We start from the raw sequence: 16,516 nt of genomic DNA on the forward strand, positions 1-16,516 counted from the left end.
ATTTCATACCGATGATTTTGTGATCACGAACCGGTTCGTCTTCGGATCGCCACATTTACTTCTGACTCATCTATCACTATGGGAGGTGTTTCACATTTTCGGCCAAGCGCTTTCTGTAGTATCGCTGCCAAGAAATTTGGTCTACCTCTGGACCTTGTGGCCGACCGGTGAACACCCTACACCTCATAATGATTTTGCCGGCGGCCACCTCGCTCTCTGACCCTTTCAGCTTCAGCTAGTCCACTTTTTCCAGTCGCTGTAACACTGGCAGCAAAACACGCTGTGCCCAGTGCATCGCTTCCTCCGCCAGACCTTCAGACCACACCGGCCAGACCCGGGCGATATAGGCGTTACTGCCTTCACCACTGAACAGATAACTGTCCTGAAATGCTGCTGCCATCTTGGTGAACGCTTTTGCCTGACTGTCTTCATCGGTCAGCCAGTTGCCCTGCTTGTCCTGAAGGGCCTCCAGCCCCGCCAGTGCTGTTCTTGGAAAGTACGGGAAGGGATAAGACTGTCCGGCCAGATAACCATCCGTCAGAACCGACAAATGCTCCCGGGCTTCCGCCGGAGAAACCGGCCTGATCCGATAGTGGGTGTCGATGCCCAGCAGATGCGTCGGGGCTTCACTGCGCTGTGCCGCCAGAGCCAGATGTTCAATCCAGGCTTGCAGCAGATCCTGTGCCCGGATTTTCCCCGGTCTGAAATGAATCAGGCCGTCCTGTGTCAGGTGGCGCAGCCATCCCTGCAACTGCACCGGTCCGGAGGCAAGGGTCAGCGGGAGATCAATTTCCGCATCCTCAAGCGGATTGGACAGCAGCGCCAATACCTGTTCTGCCAGCGGCAGGATCTGTTGTTTTTCCTCTTCCAGCGTCAGCTCTCCGAAAGCCGCAATCGGGAGCGCGCCCGCAGCATGCTGCCAGGCCTGAAAACGGGCCAGAGCATCCGGCTGGCGGTGCTGCGACAACAAAGTCGTCAGTAAATTTTCGCGCAGCTGATACCGTTGCAGTCCGTCCAGCGCGAACGGCTCTTCATCGGTCATCGCCCCTTCTGATGCTTCAAAATAGACTTTCAGCCGTCGATTGAAAAAGTACTGCACCGGTAAACGCCAGAAACGCTGCAACTCAGCCAGCTCCATCACAGACAGTTGGTTGGTGGATCCTTCAGAAGCCTCAAGGGAAAAAGCTGCCAGCGGCTCAGTCAGGAAGGTTTCCTGCCGGATCGGTTCGCGCCGGGCGGCTGGCAACCATTCCGAAGCATAGCTGGCCTGCGCCCCCAAAAACGCCTGCGGACTGAATGGTGTCAGCGAGTGATGGCGAGTCAGCCATTGCACCAGCCGTTGCCCGGATTCATCCGGCGATAACGCTTCATCACCGGCCACACAGAATCCCTGCTGGCAATAATCCAGTAACTCACTGAGCAGCACGGATGGCATTTTTTCACTGTTGTCCTGAATCGAGCGACCGACATAACTGATGTAAAGCTGCTGCTGTGCAGACAGAATCGCCTCCAGAAACAGATATCTGTCGTCATCCCGGCGAGATCGGTCTCCGGCGCGCTGGCGGCCCACCATGAGATCAAACCCTTCCGGGGCGATGGTGCGCGGATACACGCCGTCATTCATGCCCAGCAGACACACCACCTGAAAAGGAATCGAACGCATGGGCATCAGCGTACAGAAGTTAATCTGGCCCGCGAGGAAACGCTGACTGACCCGTTCGCCACTGAGTTTTTCGTTCAGATAGTCGCGCATGATGGCAGGCGTCAGCGGCTCGCCGTATCCGGCATCCCCCAGCTGTAGCTCCAGCTGTTGCAACTTTTCCCGGATCAGACGCAGCACCAGTTCCCCTTCGGTATCAACCTCGAAAAAGTCGTCCAGCAACTGATTCAGAACGGCAAACCAGTCGCGGGCAGCATGAGACTGATTCAACACCCGGCGGTAACGGATCAACTGGTCCACAAACACGCTGAGTTGCCCGGCCAGCTCAGCCGCCATCCCCTGAACTTCATCGTACGCCAGCATGCCCTGATACAGTCCGGCCTGCTGTGGCATGGCATAGCCCAGCAGCATCCGCTGCAAGCCAAACAGCCAGGTATTCTGCTGTTGTGACGGCAACGCAAACTCGGGCGCGGTATTGCTGTCCAGCCCCCAGCGAATCCCCGCTTCCTCAATCCAGCGTTTGACCTGAACAAAGCGGGTACTATCCAGTCCAAACCGACGCATGATGGCCGGGACTTCCAGCATTTCTGTCAGCTCAGAAGCATGACAACGGCTGTTGGGTAGATCCAGCAGACGCAGGAACGCCAGCAGAACCGGGTTTTCCTGATCCGCACTGCGATCCGAGATCGAGAAAGGCAGGTAACGATCCGGCGGGGCATTGCCGAACACGGCCTGGATATAAGGGCTGTACGCATTGATGTCCGGCACCATGACCACCATGTCCCGGGGGGACAACGCCGGATTGGCATCCAACATCGCCAGCAGGTTGTCATGCAAAACTTCCACCTCCCGCATGGGTGAATGGCAAACCTGCACCGAAAGCGAACGATCCGCCGGACTCAGAGCCATCTTGTGCTGACTGTCCGCCAGCAGCTGATCCTTCACCCGGTCATCCAGATTGAGAATATCGGACTGAATGGCGTGCAGCAGGCTGTCCGGCGTCACATCAACAAAGGCGTCGACTTCAAACGCTTCCAATTCAGAAAGCAGAAAAAGGTTATCCCGGCCAAGCTTGCCCAGAGACGCCAGCAAGGTATTCCCCACGGCGGCGTCCTGCAGGGTCTCGTCGGTGACATTATCTTCCAGCGTACCTTTCAGCATCCCCACTTCACCGGCAACCTCACTGTGTTCCTGCTGCCAGATCACCTGCTGTCGCTGCCGTGCCGCCAGACGCGCAAGATACTTGCGATCTCGCACATCGCCCCAGTAATGGCGGCAGGGGTTGGTAAACATCAGATGTACGTCAATGTGTTTGCCAAGCGCCGCCAAGGCATCCATATACCGGGGCGGTAAGGCAGAGATTCCGAAGACGAATAAGCGTTTGGGCAGTGAATCCGGCAAGGAAGTGCCTGAGCGAGCGTAGCCTGCCAGCGTCTCTATGAATTGTTCATAAAGGTTTGCCCGGTGATACGGCGATTGTCCCTGTCCCAGAATATGGTCATACAGCGCCTGCCAGAGGATCGGCTGCCAGGGATGTTCTGCCGTCAGTTCCGGATCCACCTCCCCGGACTCCCAGGCCTGAATCCACTCCGGACGGTACACCAGATACTGATCAAAAATATCGGCAATTTTGGCCGACAGCTGATAGCGGCGCTGCTGATCATCATCCGATTCCAGATAGCGTTTTAAGGGCAGGAATTCAGGTTTGTCCAACTGGCCGGGCAACACGCTCATCAGGGCCCAGGTCATGGCTTCTTTGTTGAAGGCGCTTCGTGCAGGCACATCCGGCAAGACTTTGGTGAACATATCCCAGATAAAGGTAGCTGGCAGCGGGAATGCAATATTGGCAGCCACGCCCAGTGACTGTGCCAGCTCCAGTTTCAGCCATTGCGACATGCCCGGACTCTGGACCAGTATCTGTTCCGGTATGAAAGGGTTCGACAGAGGATCACGACGAACCAGCTCAACAAGCAGCGATTTCAGCAGGTCCAGTTGATTGGAATGGTAGACAGTAAACACGCATCAGGCTCGCTTTCAGACAAGAATGACACGATTGTCTATCAAGGATGGCAGGGTGTAAACAGCGGCGCCTGTGACGGCCGCCGCCCTTTAGGTTCAGCCCGTTACATGCGGACGCCAAAGCCCGGTCAGCGCTGAACAATAAAACGTCAGATACCGCACAATCACATATCCGACCACCACAGTGGCGATAAAGAGCTCAGCCAGCGCGAGTGTTTCGATCTGCCCTGCATAGTCCGATAATACCGACTGAGTGCTCATCCATTGCGCGGTTTTATACAAGGCTGTTGCCCCGATCACCATCGGAAACGTAAAAGCGGCATAGGCGGGCGTGAATGGCAGCCGCAGCAAGCGGACCAAAGCCAGATAGATAACCATTGTCATCAGCAGACCGATACTTGCCAGCAAAGCAACCATGAGGACTGACGGTTGTGCAGTCACCGTCAGATACCCCGCCAGCGACAGACTCGCAGGCGCGGCCAGAATCGCGATGGTTGGTTTTGCCGCATCCGGCACCTCGTGACAGAAAATCAGACGATAGATCATCACGGGCAGCATCAGGGCATAAGCACTCAGCCCGAACACCAGCAGCCCATGTGCCAGCGGCGACATGATTCCACCCGGAAAGGCCACATCCGCCACAATGATCCCGACAGGCGGCACGAACCAGCTTGGCACCATGTGATGAAGCGAAAACCCGGACAAGCGATGATAAATAAAACAAACCAGAAAAATCAGATGCATGACCACAGCCCCCAGCCAGATGATCTGACCGGTCAACGGCAGGAACGGCCCCATCGCATGAGAAATCACCATCAGGGCCATCGAGAAGGTCGGCACGACACTTCCGACGACCGGGTGCTTGAGATCCTGCCATAACAGGTTCGGATGCAGCACAAACTTCACGGCCAGTCCCAGCAAGAGGGCCGCCGCAATCATGGCACCACCAAGTTGTGCGAACCCGTGAAAGGGCAACGCGTTTTCCCAGCACCAGCCCAGACTGGCGATCGCCAGTGCCAGACCAGCCATCGGCGTCGGTACTGCTGCAATCTTTTCTTTCCAAACCTGACCCATGGCTTCACTCCTCATGTCAGAGCACTATTAATTTTTCTGTTGATAAAGCCAGTGTACTGAAGCAGGATGATTTAGAATAATTGAATAAATTGAAACTCAGGTTAAATTTTACTGAACACATATCGAGGTCTGATGAATATTGCCCTGAAGCAGCTCAGAGTGTTTGTCGCTGTCGCACAGGAAAAGACGGTCACCGCTGCGGCGAAGCGGCTTTTCCTCACCAAGCCAGCGGTCAGCATGGCGCTTGCCGAACTGGAAAAACAACTCGGCCAGCCGTTGTTTGATCGCCATCACAATCGGCTCACGCTTAACAGTGAAGGCCGGCGCCTGTTGCCGCTCGCCGATGAACTGCTGCATCGCACGCAGAGTATTGAGCAACTGTTTCAGCGCAGCGGTCCGCTGACCGGGCACCTTGCCATCGGATCCAGCGATACCGTCGGCAACCAGCTCACCCCTTTCCTGCTACGGGATTTCAGGACACGAACCGCGCATACCGACCAGTCACTGCTAATCGGCAATACGGCAGCAATCGTCGAAAAGTTATGTGATTTTGAGCTGGATATCGGACTGGTCGAAGGGCGGATTTCTGAAAAACGCCTGATCAGTCAACCCTGGCTTCAGGATGAGATGGTGATCATCTGCCATCCCAAACATCCCTTACTGAACCAGCCTGTACTGACTTTTTCTGATCTGTCCGGCACAGACTGGGTGCTGCGGGAAAGCGGCTCTGGTACGCGGGACTACTTTCTGAATCATCTTGCTCCCGAACTGAAAACCTGGCAACTGGCTTTCGAACTCAATACCACCGAATCGATTCTCAACAGTGTCGCTGCCGGTCTGGGCATTACTTGCCTGTCCCGCCGCGCCACGACCCACGCAGTCAGGGACTGTCGCGTGGCGGAGCTTCCCCTGCACCTGTCCAAACCGCGTCAATACTGGCTTGCATATCACAAAGACAAATACAGCAGCCCGTTGCTGGCCGCCTTCATTGATTTCTGTCTGCGCTGGCGGCCGGGTTCAGACCCGGTTGTCCCCGCCACTGAACGCAATGATCTGACTGATCTGACATAAAGGCCGTCCGGACTCCTGCTGCCAGTCGTTAAACGCAGCCTGTGCTGCCGCCAGCGACCGTTGTGTGTCCCGGCCTCCCTCCATCATACCAGTGCTGCGCAGGTAAGCTTCAACATCCTGACTGAGAATAAAAGTATCTTTGCCCATCACTCGCAATGTATTGGGTCCGGTATTGCCGCCCAAGCGCTTTCCTTTGGTTTTCAGATATTTCCACAGACCAATGATATCTTCCGATGGCCAGTCCGCCACCATGGCAGCAAACGATCCGAATTCCCTGGCCGCACGGTGAATCATGTAAGTATTTTCGGGAATCGTCATGACCTTGCCAAGATGGCGGATTATGGCCGGGTCCGTCGCTTTTCGCTCCCACATTTCGTTCGGCACCAGCAGCAGTTTTTCAATATCAAACCCAAAGAATACGGATTCAAAACCCGCCCATTTCTGACGCACCACTTTCCAGCTCATGCCCGACTGAAACACCTTCTGCGTAAAAGCGGCCAGCCAGCGATCATCCGGAATAGCACTCAGGTCTGTCGGGGATAAGGGGTGACTTAACAAACTTTCCAAAGCGACTTCGCCGCCTTTGCGATCGGCAGCACGGGCATAAATTTGATCAAATTTTTCTCTCATGCTCACAAGAACTCCTATTCACCGGAAACAGCACTGGACTCTGCACCTATCCTACTGTATAAAAAACCAGTTAATCAATATTCGGAGAGGGTGACCATGGCAGTTATCGTCAAATACGTAGTTGAGCGCAACGGAGAAGAGAAGATGACTTTTACCTCTAAATCTGAAGCTGATGCCTACGATAAAATGTTGGATATGGCAGACGAGCTGTTTACTGTGTTAAGTGAAAGCAAGCTGCTTGAAGACGAAGCCAAACAGGAAGAACTGGCACTTTTCCTGGCTCAGGAACGTGAAAAAGTACTGGTTGCGCTGGGCGCCAAAAAAGCCAAGCCGGCAGCCAAGAAAAAGCCGACTAAGCCTGAAGCCGTTCAGGATGAAGCGGACAGCGAAGCTGCCTGACAGATTCCCTGCTGACATGCACTGAAGAAACCTCCTGCGGGAGGTTTTTTTGCGCCATATTTTTATGCAAAAATACTGACTTTCTATAAGGCTAAAGCGCTATTTTCACCATTTCTCAGTCAATTTCCGGTGAATGACAGATTTCCCCTTCAATATCCGGTTCAGTCTCTTTATGATGGGGATATCAGAATTTTTGAATCATCAAACAGACTGTTGAAGATCCGCAGTCGTTTTCCCTTTTGATATGGAGACCATTTCACCATGGCCACATTTTCTTTAGCCCTGGGTACCGCGACCAAAAACCGCGACGGCAAAATCATTGAATCTTTTTTCCCAACGCCATTACTGAACCCGGCGCAAGCGCTGGTTGACGCGATTGCAACCCTCGTTGAATACCAAGGCGGAAATCAGGCGATTGAGATCACGGCATCCCAGGCTGCTGATCTGGCCCGCGCTTTTGCATCCCATGATGAGCAAGCCAGTGCCCGTTTTGCGGAAAAGGCAGCACAATCTTCACAGCCGCTGGTTCTGGTGATTCTGGCAACCGACGAAGCGCCTGCTTCTGTGGCTGAAGGTTTCCTGAAGCTTCAGCTGATCTCTCACCGTCTGGTTCAGCCGCACGGACTGGTTCTGGATGGCATTTTCGGTCTGCTTCACAATATCGCATGGACCAATCAGGGCCCGATCGATCTGCCTGAGCTGGCGGAGCGTCAGATGGAAGCCCGCCTGAATGGTGAAGTGCTGAGCGTCGACTGTGTCGATAAATTCCCGAAAATGGTGGATTACATTGTTCCTGCGGGTGTCCGTATCGCCGATACATCGCGCGTGCGTCTGGGCGCTCATGTGGGTGAAGGTACCACAGTCATGCACGAAGGTTTCATCAACTTCAACGCAGGTACCACAGGTGTGAGCATGGTCGAAGGCCGTATCTCGGCTGGTGTTGTGGTTGGGGACGGTTCTGATATCGGCGGTGGCGCCTCCATCATGGGGACCCTGAGTGGCGGCGGTAAAGTTGTGATTTCTATCGGCGAAAACAGCCTGCTGGGTGCTAACGCCGGTCTGGGCTTCCCGCTTGGTGACCGTTGTACCATTGAATCCGGTTTGTATGTGACAGCAGGCACCAAAGTGACCATGCTGGATGCAGACGGTCATGTGGTTGAAACCGTGAAAGCGCGTGATCTGGCCGGTAAAGCGGACCTGCTGTTCCGTCGTAACTCAGTGAGTGGTGCGATTGAGTGTCTGACCAACAAAACAGCCGTGGAACTGAACAGCGAGCTGCACAGCAATAACTAATTGCTGATTCACCGTCTGTCATTCAAAAGGCTGCTTCTGGCAGCCTTTTTGTTTCACACTCATTTCACTAAAACCCGCGCTCAGCCAGCCCTAGCTGACTGGGATCCTGACGGCATTCATCGGGATAAGCCGGGTTAATCGCTGTCGTGACTGTTTTTTTGCCACTGCAGTATTCATATCGCCCCTGCAGATAACCCGCCCGGTATTTTTCATAGTCAGATTCAGACATCACTCCCAGCCGGTCCAGCCGCTTTTTACCCCACTCCTGATAGCCATATTCGCCATGATAGGCCCCAAGTTCCTGCCACTCTCCTTGCTGGGATAACTGCGCTTCATACTGACTGACACAAGCGGCTATCATCAGGACAGCCGTCACACAGAAAAGCTGACGCATACGACCTCCTCTGCCAACGTCATCTGTGTCTTAAGTATGGAAGATTCTCTGATTCCTGAGAGAGTTTCGCATTCAAGGGAATTGCCCTGGTACCTAACTCAGTTCCAGCGCGGCCTGCCGGCCCGATTCACTCCGAACCCCCTGATAAACGAGCACCATCCCCAAAACAGAAGCCCCCAGTAAAACACCTCCCAGATGCCAGGGCTGATGAATCCCAAACTGCAGCAGGAAATGGCTGACCAGTGACGCGACAACCATCTGGCAGGCACCGGATAGCGCTGAAACTGTGCCTGCTTTTTCACTGTATGGGATCAGTAACATCGACTGCGCACAAGGAAAAGCAATGCCGTTGGTCACCGCCAGCATAAAATGCGCGGCCGACATCCAGACCGGATCAACCGGCGCCAGTACGTATAACGCCGCTGAGATCAGCTGCATGCATGGCGCCAATTGCAGCATTCTTGCCGTCCCGAGCTTTGGCCTGAGCCGCTGGCACAATAAGCCGCCAAAGAGCAGGCCACATGCTGGTATCATCGCCCAGAGTGCATACTGGTCCGAACTTAACCCAATCTGAACCTGCATGATATAAGGCATCAGAGAGATCGCCAGAATCACCATGGCAAAATTGATCCAGCCAATCCCTGCAAAGGTCATGAAATGACGTTCGCGAAATAACGACAGATAGTTTCCGGCGAGCTTTTTCATCGAGGGCGCCTGAACAGATTTGCTCAGGGTTTCCCGAAAACTGAACATAAGCAGCAGCCAAATCAGAGCGATATAAACTACCAGTCCGATAAATGCAGACAGCCAGCCCAGATAGTGATTGATCATCCCGCCGATCACAGGGGCCATAATCGGCGTGAAGGCGGCAACAATCGCCAGCCAGGTCATTGCCTTCGCCAGATTTTGTTTTTGGTAACTGTCACGAATGGTCGCTCTGGCCAGCACGGAAACACTGCCCGCACCACAGCCCTGAATAAAACGGCCGATCAATAACCCGGAAAAAGAGTCCGACAGGAAAAGAACAACGCTAACACCGATGAGTGCTATGAAAACACCGGCCAGTAAGACCGGCCGGCGGCCAAAGACATCGGACAAGGGGCCATAGACAAGCTGAGAGGGACCAAATCCAAGTAGATAAATGGCGACCAGCAATTGCGTCTGATCGGAAGAAATTGCCAGGTCATGCCCAATCCAGGGCAATAAGGGAAACACCAGACCAAGACTCAGTTGACCAATACTGACGATTAAGCAGGCAAATAACAGGGGTTTCCAATTGAATGCTGGCATAGATTCCTCTACTTCGATAACAATGCAGATATTATGCCTGTTATCAATGCAGGAATAAGCCACCATTGGCTACAGGAGCTATGTCCTGTCAGGAAAGAATAGCCGTCAGTGCATGTCGGCTATTCCTCCATCAAACCTCAGGATTCGGTTTCCTGAGGCTTGCGGATGATATAGCGGAAGGGGTTCCGGAAAGAAAACTTGCTGCCCTGTGTCTCTACACGGCCTTGCTTCATCGCAACAATCACTTCCCGTTGGACACGCACCAAGGAGAAGAAACGAACCACCATAAAGACAATAAACACAGGCATGACGATCTGCGCCATCGGGGCTGATTTTAAGATCAGATCATTCCCCAACCAAACGGCCAGCATCCCCAGCATTAAATAGAGGGAGTGCGGCTTCAGTGTGATCGTCACGGTGTCTGCGGCTTCTTTCCGCTCGTAGAAAAAACTCATAGCTTTCAATCGATATCATCCCGGTAAAAGAGTAGCTCACCCTCTCACAGCGCAGAATCGAAGGCAAGCTTCTACATCAGCAAATTGTAACCAGCTGAAAATATTCGTTCATCTGCGCTTTCAAAGCGAAAAGGAATGGATTCGGAAGTCGTCCCGCCGGAGGAAAGGGTGTGATGTTCAAACGAAAAAAGCCCCAGTCTTTCGACGGGGACGCCCAGTCTGAGGCTTCTGAGAAGTGGCGGACGGCTGAGGTCGCACACGACCGGGACTCGATGGTCCGGCATTCCGGCCCGCGGCCAAAGTGCGCAGTACTTTTCGGGGATGCTGATATGAAAAAAGCCCCAGTCTTTCGACTGAGGCTTCTAAGAAGTGGCGGAGCGGACGGGACTCGAACCCGCGACCCCCGGCGTGACAGGCCGGTATTCTAACCAACTGAACTACCGCTCCGAAACTGGTTCTTTTCAATGTGGTCGTCGTTATTCTGCATTCTTCACTCAGTCACATACTTGATGTATGCTCCTTCGTTCATCTTTTGAATGCCTCGATCACATCGAAAATTCCTGCGTTTCCCAGGAAAATATCGTTTCAACAAAGTCTTACGCGTCACTGCTTTGTTTTGGTCATTTGTCGCTGTGCGATGACGATTTTGATGCGAGAAGCGCAGTGTACATTCAGTACATGAGCATCGCAGCACTCAAAAGCGGCAAGCTACAGTAGACAAATTGGTAATCAGAGCCTGGCGATGTCCTACTCTCACATGGGGAGACCCCACACTACCATCGGCGCTGCTGCGTTTCACGTCTGAGTTCGGCATGGGATCAGGTGGGTCCACAGCGCTATGGTCGCCAGGCAAAATCGGTGTGATTATCCCGCTGGTGAGAATCAATCCTGACGGCATTGCCTGCCTCCTTCACTCAGTTATGTACTCATGTACACGCCTTCGTTCAGTGCGTGGGCGGCTTTGTCAGCCTTGATTCTTCCTGCGCTACCCTGGGCACGCAGTTCGGGACAATCTCTGGAAAACTGTCTAGTGTTCTCAGCACATCATTCAAGTGCTTATGGAGTCCGTACTTCAAACCCTTTGGGTGTTGTATGGTTAAGCCTCACGGGCAATTAGTACAGGTTAGCTGAGCGCCTCACAACGCTTACACACCCTGCCTATCAACGTTCTAGTCTCGAACAGCCCTTCAGGAGACTTAAAGTCTCAGGGATGACTCATCTCAGGGCCAGCTTCCCGCTTAGATGCTTTCAGCGGTTATCTGTTCCGAACTTAGCTACCGGGCAATGCGTCTGGCGACACAACCCGAACACCAGCGGTTCGTTCACTCCGGTCCTCTCGTACTAGGAGCAACTCCCTTCAATCATCCAGCGCCCACGGCAGATAGGGACCGAACTGTCTCACGACGTTCTAAACCCAGCTCGCGTACCACTTTAAATGGCGAACAGCCATACCCTTGGGACCGACTTCAGCCCCAGGATGTGATGAGCCGACATCGAGGTGCCAAACACCGCCGTCGATATGAACTCTTGGGCGGTATCAGCCTGTTATCCCCGGAGTACCTTTTATCCGTTGAGCGATGGCCCTTCCATTCAGAACCACCGGATCACTATGACCTGCTTTCGCACCTGCTCGAACCGTCATTCTCGCAGTTAAGCGGGCTTATGCCATTGCACTAACCTCACGATGTCCGACCGTGATTAGCCCACCTTCGTGCTCCTCCGTTACGCTTTGGGAGGAGACCGCCCCAGTCAAACTACCCACCAGACACTGTCCGCACCCCGGATAACGGGGCGACGTTAGAACATCAACACGACAAGGGTGGTATTTCAAGGACGGCTCCACAGATACTGGCGTACCTGCTTCGAAGCCTCCCACCTATCCTACACATGTAGGGTCAATGTTCAGTGCCAAGCTGTAGTAAAGGTTCACGGGGTCTTTCCGTCTAGCCGCGGGGACGCAGCATCTTCACTGCGATTTCAATTTCACTGAGTCTCGGGTGGAGACAGCGTGGCCATCATTACGCCATTCGTGCAGGTCGGAACTTACCCGACAAGGAATTTCGCTACCTTAGGACCGTTATAGTTACGGCCGCCGTTTACCGGGGCTTCGATCAAGAGCTTCTCCGAAGATAACCCCATCAATTAACCTTCCGGCACCGGGCAGGCGTCACACCGTATACGTCATCTTTCGATTTTGCACAGTGCTGTGTTTTTAATAAACAGTTGCAGCCACCTGGTATCTGCGACTGCCAGCAGCTCCAAGAGCGAGTCTCTTCACCGCCGGCAGCGTACCTTCTCCCGAAGTTACGGTACCATTTTGCCTAGTTCCTTCACCCGAGTTCTCTCAAGCGCCTTGGTATTCTCTACCCGACCACCTGTGTCGGTTTGGGGTACGATTCCTTACTATCTGAAGCTTAGAGGCTTTTCCCGGAAGCATGGCATCAATGACTTCACCACCGTAGTGGCTCGACATCGGGTCTCAGCCTTAAAGATAGTCCGGATTTGCCTAAACCATCAGCCTACACCCTTGAACCGGGACAACCGTCGCCCGGCCCACCTAGCCTTCTCCGTCCCCCCATCGCAATAGTAAGCAGTACGGGAATATTAACCCGTTTCCCATCGACTACGCCTTTCGGCCTCGCCTTAGGGGTCGACTCACCCTGCCCCGATTAACGTTGGACAGGAACCCTTGGTCTTCCGGCGTGGAGGTTTTTCACCCCCATTGTCGTTACTCATGTCAGCATTCGCACTTCTGATACGTCCAGCATGCCTTACAGCACACCTTCAGCCGCTTACAGAACGCTCCCCTACCCAATACGATAAATCGCATTGCCGCAGCTTCGGTGTATCACTTAGCCCCGTTAAATCTTCCGCGCAGGCCGACTCGACCAGTGAGCTATTACGCTTTCTTTAAATGATGGCTGCTTCTAAGCCAACATCCTGGCTGTCTGAGCCTTCCCACATCGTTTCCCACTTAGTGATACTTTGGGACCTTAGCTGGCGGTCTGGGTTGTTTCCCTCTCCACGACGGACGTTAGCACCCGCCGTGTGTCTCCCGGATAGTACTTACTGGTATTCGGAGTTTGCAAAGGGTTGGTAAGTCGGGATGACCCCCTAGCCTTAACAGTGCTCTACCCCCAGTAGTATTCGTCCGAGGCGCTACCTAAATAGCTTTCGGGGAGAACCAGCTATCTCCAGGTTTGATTGGCCTTTCACCCCTAGCCACAAGTCATCCGCTAATTTTTCAACATTAGTCGGTTCGGTCCTCCAGTAAGTGTTACCTCACCTTCAACCTGCCCATGGCTAGATCACCTGGTTTCGGGTCTAATCCCAGCAACTGTACGCCCAGTTAAGACTCGGTTTCCCTACGGCTCCCCTAGATGGTTAACCTTGCTACTGAAATTAAGTCGCTGACCCATTATACAAAAGGTACGCAGTCACCCCATCACTAAGCCACCTCTGCTTGATTTTGTGTGTTGACCAACGCTGCGCGTTGTTAACCACTGTCAAACTGAAGTTCTTGCTGTCACTAAACTGCAATAGCTTAGTGATGGGGCTCCTACTGCTTGTACGTACACGGTTTCAGGTTCTATTTCACTCCCCTCACAGGGGTTCTTTTCGCCTTTCCCTCACGGTACTGGTTCACTATCGGTCAGTCAGGAGTATTTAGCCTTGGAGGATGGTCCCCCCATCTTCAGACAAGATAACACGTGTCCCGTCCTACTCGTTTTCACGTTTAAGGTATCGTCGGTTACGGGGCTGTCACCCTGTATCGCGGCACTTTCCAGAGCCTTCACCTGACACAAAAAACGCTTAAGGGCTAATCCGGTTTCGCTCGCCGCTACTGCCGGAATCTCGGTTGATTTCTCTTCCTCGGGGTACTTAGATGTTTCAGTTCCCCCGGTTCGCCTCATCAGGCTATGTATTCACCTGATGATAACTGCTTATGCAGCTGGGTTTCCCCATTCGGAAATCGGTGACTCAAGTGGCTCTTACTGCCTCATCACCGCTTATCGCAAGTTAGTACGTCCTTCATCGCCTCTGACTGCCCAGGCATCCACCGTGTACGCTTAGTCACTTAACCATACAACCCCAAAGGGTCTGTATCGTAAACAACCAAGGTTTGATTTGTTTCGCCGGACTCACTTTGTGTTCACTTTTGAAAAGTGAAGACAAAAAATACAAGACACTTGAATGTGTATTGCTTGAGAACTCTGTTTCTTTCGAAACAGTTTGATTCAATCGTCATATCGATTGAATTACTAGTCAGCTTTCCAGATTGTTAAAGAGCATGTGCATCTTTTCTCCAGAGAGAAAAAACCACTTTCTAATCACACTCGTAAGTGCAGTTAGAAAGTGGCGTCCCGTAGGGGAGTCGAACCCCTGTTACCGCCGTGAAAGGGCGGTGTCCTAGGCCTCTAGACGAACGGGACACGATGCGTCTTTACATTTTAACCAGGCAATCTGTGTGGACACTGCGTCAACAACGCAGTCTTTAGGTAAGGAGGTGATCCAGCCCCAGGTTCCCCTAGGGCTACCTTGTTACGACTTCACCCCAGTCATGAACCACACCGTGGTAAACGCCCTCCCGAAGGTTAAGCTATCTACTTCTGGTGCAGCCCACTCCCATGGTGTGACGGGCGGTGTGTACAAGGCCCGGGAACGTATTCACCGTGGCATTCTGATCCACGATTACTAGCGATTCCGACTTCATGGAGTCGAGTTGCAGACTCCAATCCGGACTACGACGTACTTTGTGGGATTCGCTCACTATCGCTAGTTGGCTGCCCTCTGTATACGCCATTGTAGCACGTGTGTAGCCCTACTCGTAAGGGCCATGATGACTTGACGTCGTCCCCACCTTCCTCCGGTTTATCACCGGCAGTCTCCCTGGAGTTCCCACCCGAAGTGCTGGCAAACAAGGATAAGGGTTGCGCTCGTTGCGGGACTTAACCCAACATTTCACAACACGAGCTGACGACAGCCATGCAGCACCTGTCTCAGAGTTCCCGAAGGCACCAATCCATCTCTGGAAAGTTCTCTGGATGTCAAGAGTAGGTAAGGTTCTTCGCGTTGCATCGAATTAAACCACATGCTCCACCGCTTGTGCGGGCCCCCGTCAATTCATTTGAGTTTTAATCTTGCGACCGTACTCCCCAGGCGGTCTACTTAACGCGTTAGCTCCGAAAGCCAGTGTTCAAGACACCAACCTCCAAGTAGACATCGTTTACGGCGTGGACTACCAGGGTATCTAATCCTGTTTGCTCCCCACGCTTTCGCATCTGAGCGTCAGTCTTTGTCCAGGGGGCCGCCTTCGCCACCGGTATTCCTTCAGATCTCTACGCATTTCACCGCTACACCTGAAATTCTACCCCCCTCTACAAGACTCTAGCATGCCAGTTCCAAATGCGATTCCGAGGTTGAGCCCCGGGCTTTCACATCTGGCTTAACACGCCGCCTGCATGCGCTTTACGCCCAGTAATTCCGATTAACGCTCGCACCCTCCGTATTACCGCGGCTGCTGGCACGGAGTTAGCCGGTGCTTCTTCTGCAGCTAACGTCAAAGATGGCATCTATTAAACACCACCTCTTCCTCACTGCTGAAAGTGCTTTACAACCCGAAGGCCTTCTTCACACACGCGGCATGGCTGCATCAGGGTTTCCCCCATTGTGCAATATTCCCCACTGCTGCCTCCCGTAGGAGTCTGGACCGTGTCTCAGTTCCAGTGTGGCTGATCATCCTCTCAGACCAGCTAGGGATCGTCGCCTAGGTGAGCCGTTACCCCACCTACTAGCTAATCCCACCTAGGCCAATCCTGACGCGCGAGGCCCGAAGGTCCCCCGCTTTGCTCCCATCTCGTAAAAGAAAGGAGATTATGCGGTATTAGCCATCGTTTCCAATGGTTATCCCCCACATCAGGGCATGTTCCCAGGCATTACTCACCCGTCCGCCGCTCGCCGCCCATCAACGCACCCGAAAGATTGTTGATGTCGCTGCCGCTCGACTTGCATGTGTTAGGCCTGCCGCCAGCGTTCAATCTGAGCCATGATCAAACTCTTCAATTAGAATTTTGTTGCCTCTCCGAAGAGAAGCGGCTCAGTGATTACTGATGTTTCAACCGAAGTTGAAACGAATTGACTGTGCCGGTAACTCTTTCAAGAAAGTGCTACCAATTGGTCACTCAGTTCACTGATAAAATCTTTTGACTGTATCATTGTCGAGTGCCCACA

The 16,516-nt window shown here is 53.2% G+C and carries 9 protein-coding genes, 2 tRNA genes and 3 rRNA genes; 3 read left to right on the forward strand and 11 right to left on the reverse strand.

Annotated elements, in window-relative coordinates; translation table 11 throughout:
• Nucleotides 1–235: 235 nt before the first annotated feature.
• On the reverse strand, nucleotides 236–3,679 hold the full coding sequence (recC, locus tag KDD30_RS12570; RefSeq protein WP_211646172.1) for an exodeoxyribonuclease V subunit gamma: 3,444 nt from the start codon (nucleotides 3,677–3,679) through the stop codon (nucleotides 236–238).
• Between the two features lie 96 nt (nucleotides 3,680–3,775).
• Nucleotides 3,776–4,753, reverse strand: coding sequence for a TDT family transporter (locus tag KDD30_RS12575; protein ID WP_211646173.1), 978 nt, complete (start codon nucleotides 4,751–4,753; stop codon nucleotides 3,776–3,778).
• A gap of 132 nt (nucleotides 4,754–4,885) precedes the next feature.
• On the opposite strand from KDD30_RS12575, the gene KDD30_RS12580 reads away from it, so the two are divergent.
• Entirely contained in the window at nucleotides 4,886–5,824 is a 939-nt protein-coding gene (locus KDD30_RS12580; protein WP_211646174.1) for a LysR substrate-binding domain-containing protein, read from the forward strand.
• On the opposite strand, the gene KDD30_RS12585 is transcribed toward KDD30_RS12580, so the two are convergent.
• Entirely contained in the window at nucleotides 5,771–6,454 is a 684-nt protein-coding gene (locus tag KDD30_RS12585) for a DNA-3-methyladenine glycosylase I (protein ID WP_211646175.1), read from the reverse strand. The genes KDD30_RS12580 and KDD30_RS12585 overlap by 54 nt on opposite strands.
• A gap of 96 nt (nucleotides 6,455–6,550) precedes the next feature.
• On the opposite strand from KDD30_RS12585, the gene KDD30_RS12590 reads away from it, so the two are divergent.
• A complete protein-coding gene (locus tag KDD30_RS12590; RefSeq protein WP_211646176.1) occupies nucleotides 6,551–6,853 on the forward strand; it encodes a YebG family protein in 303 nt (100 codons plus the stop codon).
• A gap of 261 nt (nucleotides 6,854–7,114) precedes the next feature.
• Complete coding sequence (gene dapD, locus KDD30_RS12595) at nucleotides 7,115–8,146, forward strand: 2,3,4,5-tetrahydropyridine-2,6-dicarboxylate N-succinyltransferase (RefSeq protein WP_211646177.1); 1,032 nt, start codon at nucleotides 7,115–7,117, stop codon at nucleotides 8,144–8,146.
• A gap of 67 nt (nucleotides 8,147–8,213) precedes the next feature.
• On the opposite strand, the gene KDD30_RS12600 is transcribed toward dapD, so the two are convergent.
• The 8 genes from KDD30_RS12600 to KDD30_RS12635 form a co-directional block, all read right to left on the reverse strand.
• Complete coding sequence (locus tag KDD30_RS12600; RefSeq protein WP_211646178.1) at nucleotides 8,214–8,540, reverse strand: DUF2799 domain-containing protein; 327 nt, start codon at nucleotides 8,538–8,540, stop codon at nucleotides 8,214–8,216.
• Between the two features lie 93 nt (nucleotides 8,541–8,633).
• Nucleotides 8,634–9,830, reverse strand: coding sequence for a multidrug effflux MFS transporter (locus tag KDD30_RS12605; RefSeq protein WP_211646179.1), 1,197 nt, complete (start codon nucleotides 9,828–9,830; stop codon nucleotides 8,634–8,636).
• A gap of 137 nt (nucleotides 9,831–9,967) precedes the next feature.
• Nucleotides 9,968–10,285 (reverse strand): hypothetical protein, encoded by a 318-nt coding sequence (locus tag KDD30_RS12610; RefSeq protein WP_211646180.1) that lies wholly within the window; start codon nucleotides 10,283–10,285, stop codon nucleotides 9,968–9,970.
• A 370-nt stretch (nucleotides 10,286–10,655) separates the two neighbouring features.
• Nucleotides 10,656–10,732 (reverse strand) — tRNA-Asp (locus KDD30_RS12615).
• A 287-nt stretch (nucleotides 10,733–11,019) separates the two neighbouring features.
• A 5S ribosomal RNA gene (gene rrf, locus KDD30_RS12620) occupies nucleotides 11,020–11,135 on the reverse strand.
• Between the two features lie 242 nt (nucleotides 11,136–11,377).
• Nucleotides 11,378–14,369: ribosomal RNA gene (locus KDD30_RS12625) — 23S ribosomal RNA — on the reverse strand.
• 273 nt (nucleotides 14,370–14,642) lie between these two features.
• Nucleotides 14,643–14,718 (reverse strand) — tRNA-Glu (locus tag KDD30_RS12630).
• Between the two features lie 67 nt (nucleotides 14,719–14,785).
• Nucleotides 14,786–16,351: ribosomal RNA gene (locus KDD30_RS12635) — 16S ribosomal RNA — on the reverse strand.
• Together the 16S, 23S and 5S rRNA genes with 2 tRNA genes alongside form the textbook arrangement of a ribosomal RNA operon.
• Between the last annotated feature and the right edge of the window lie 165 nt (nucleotides 16,352–16,516).

It is taken from the genome of Photobacterium sp. GJ3 (assembly GCF_018199995.1).
In the GTDB taxonomy this organism is placed as follows: domain Bacteria; phylum Pseudomonadota; class Gammaproteobacteria; order Enterobacterales; family Vibrionaceae; genus Photobacterium.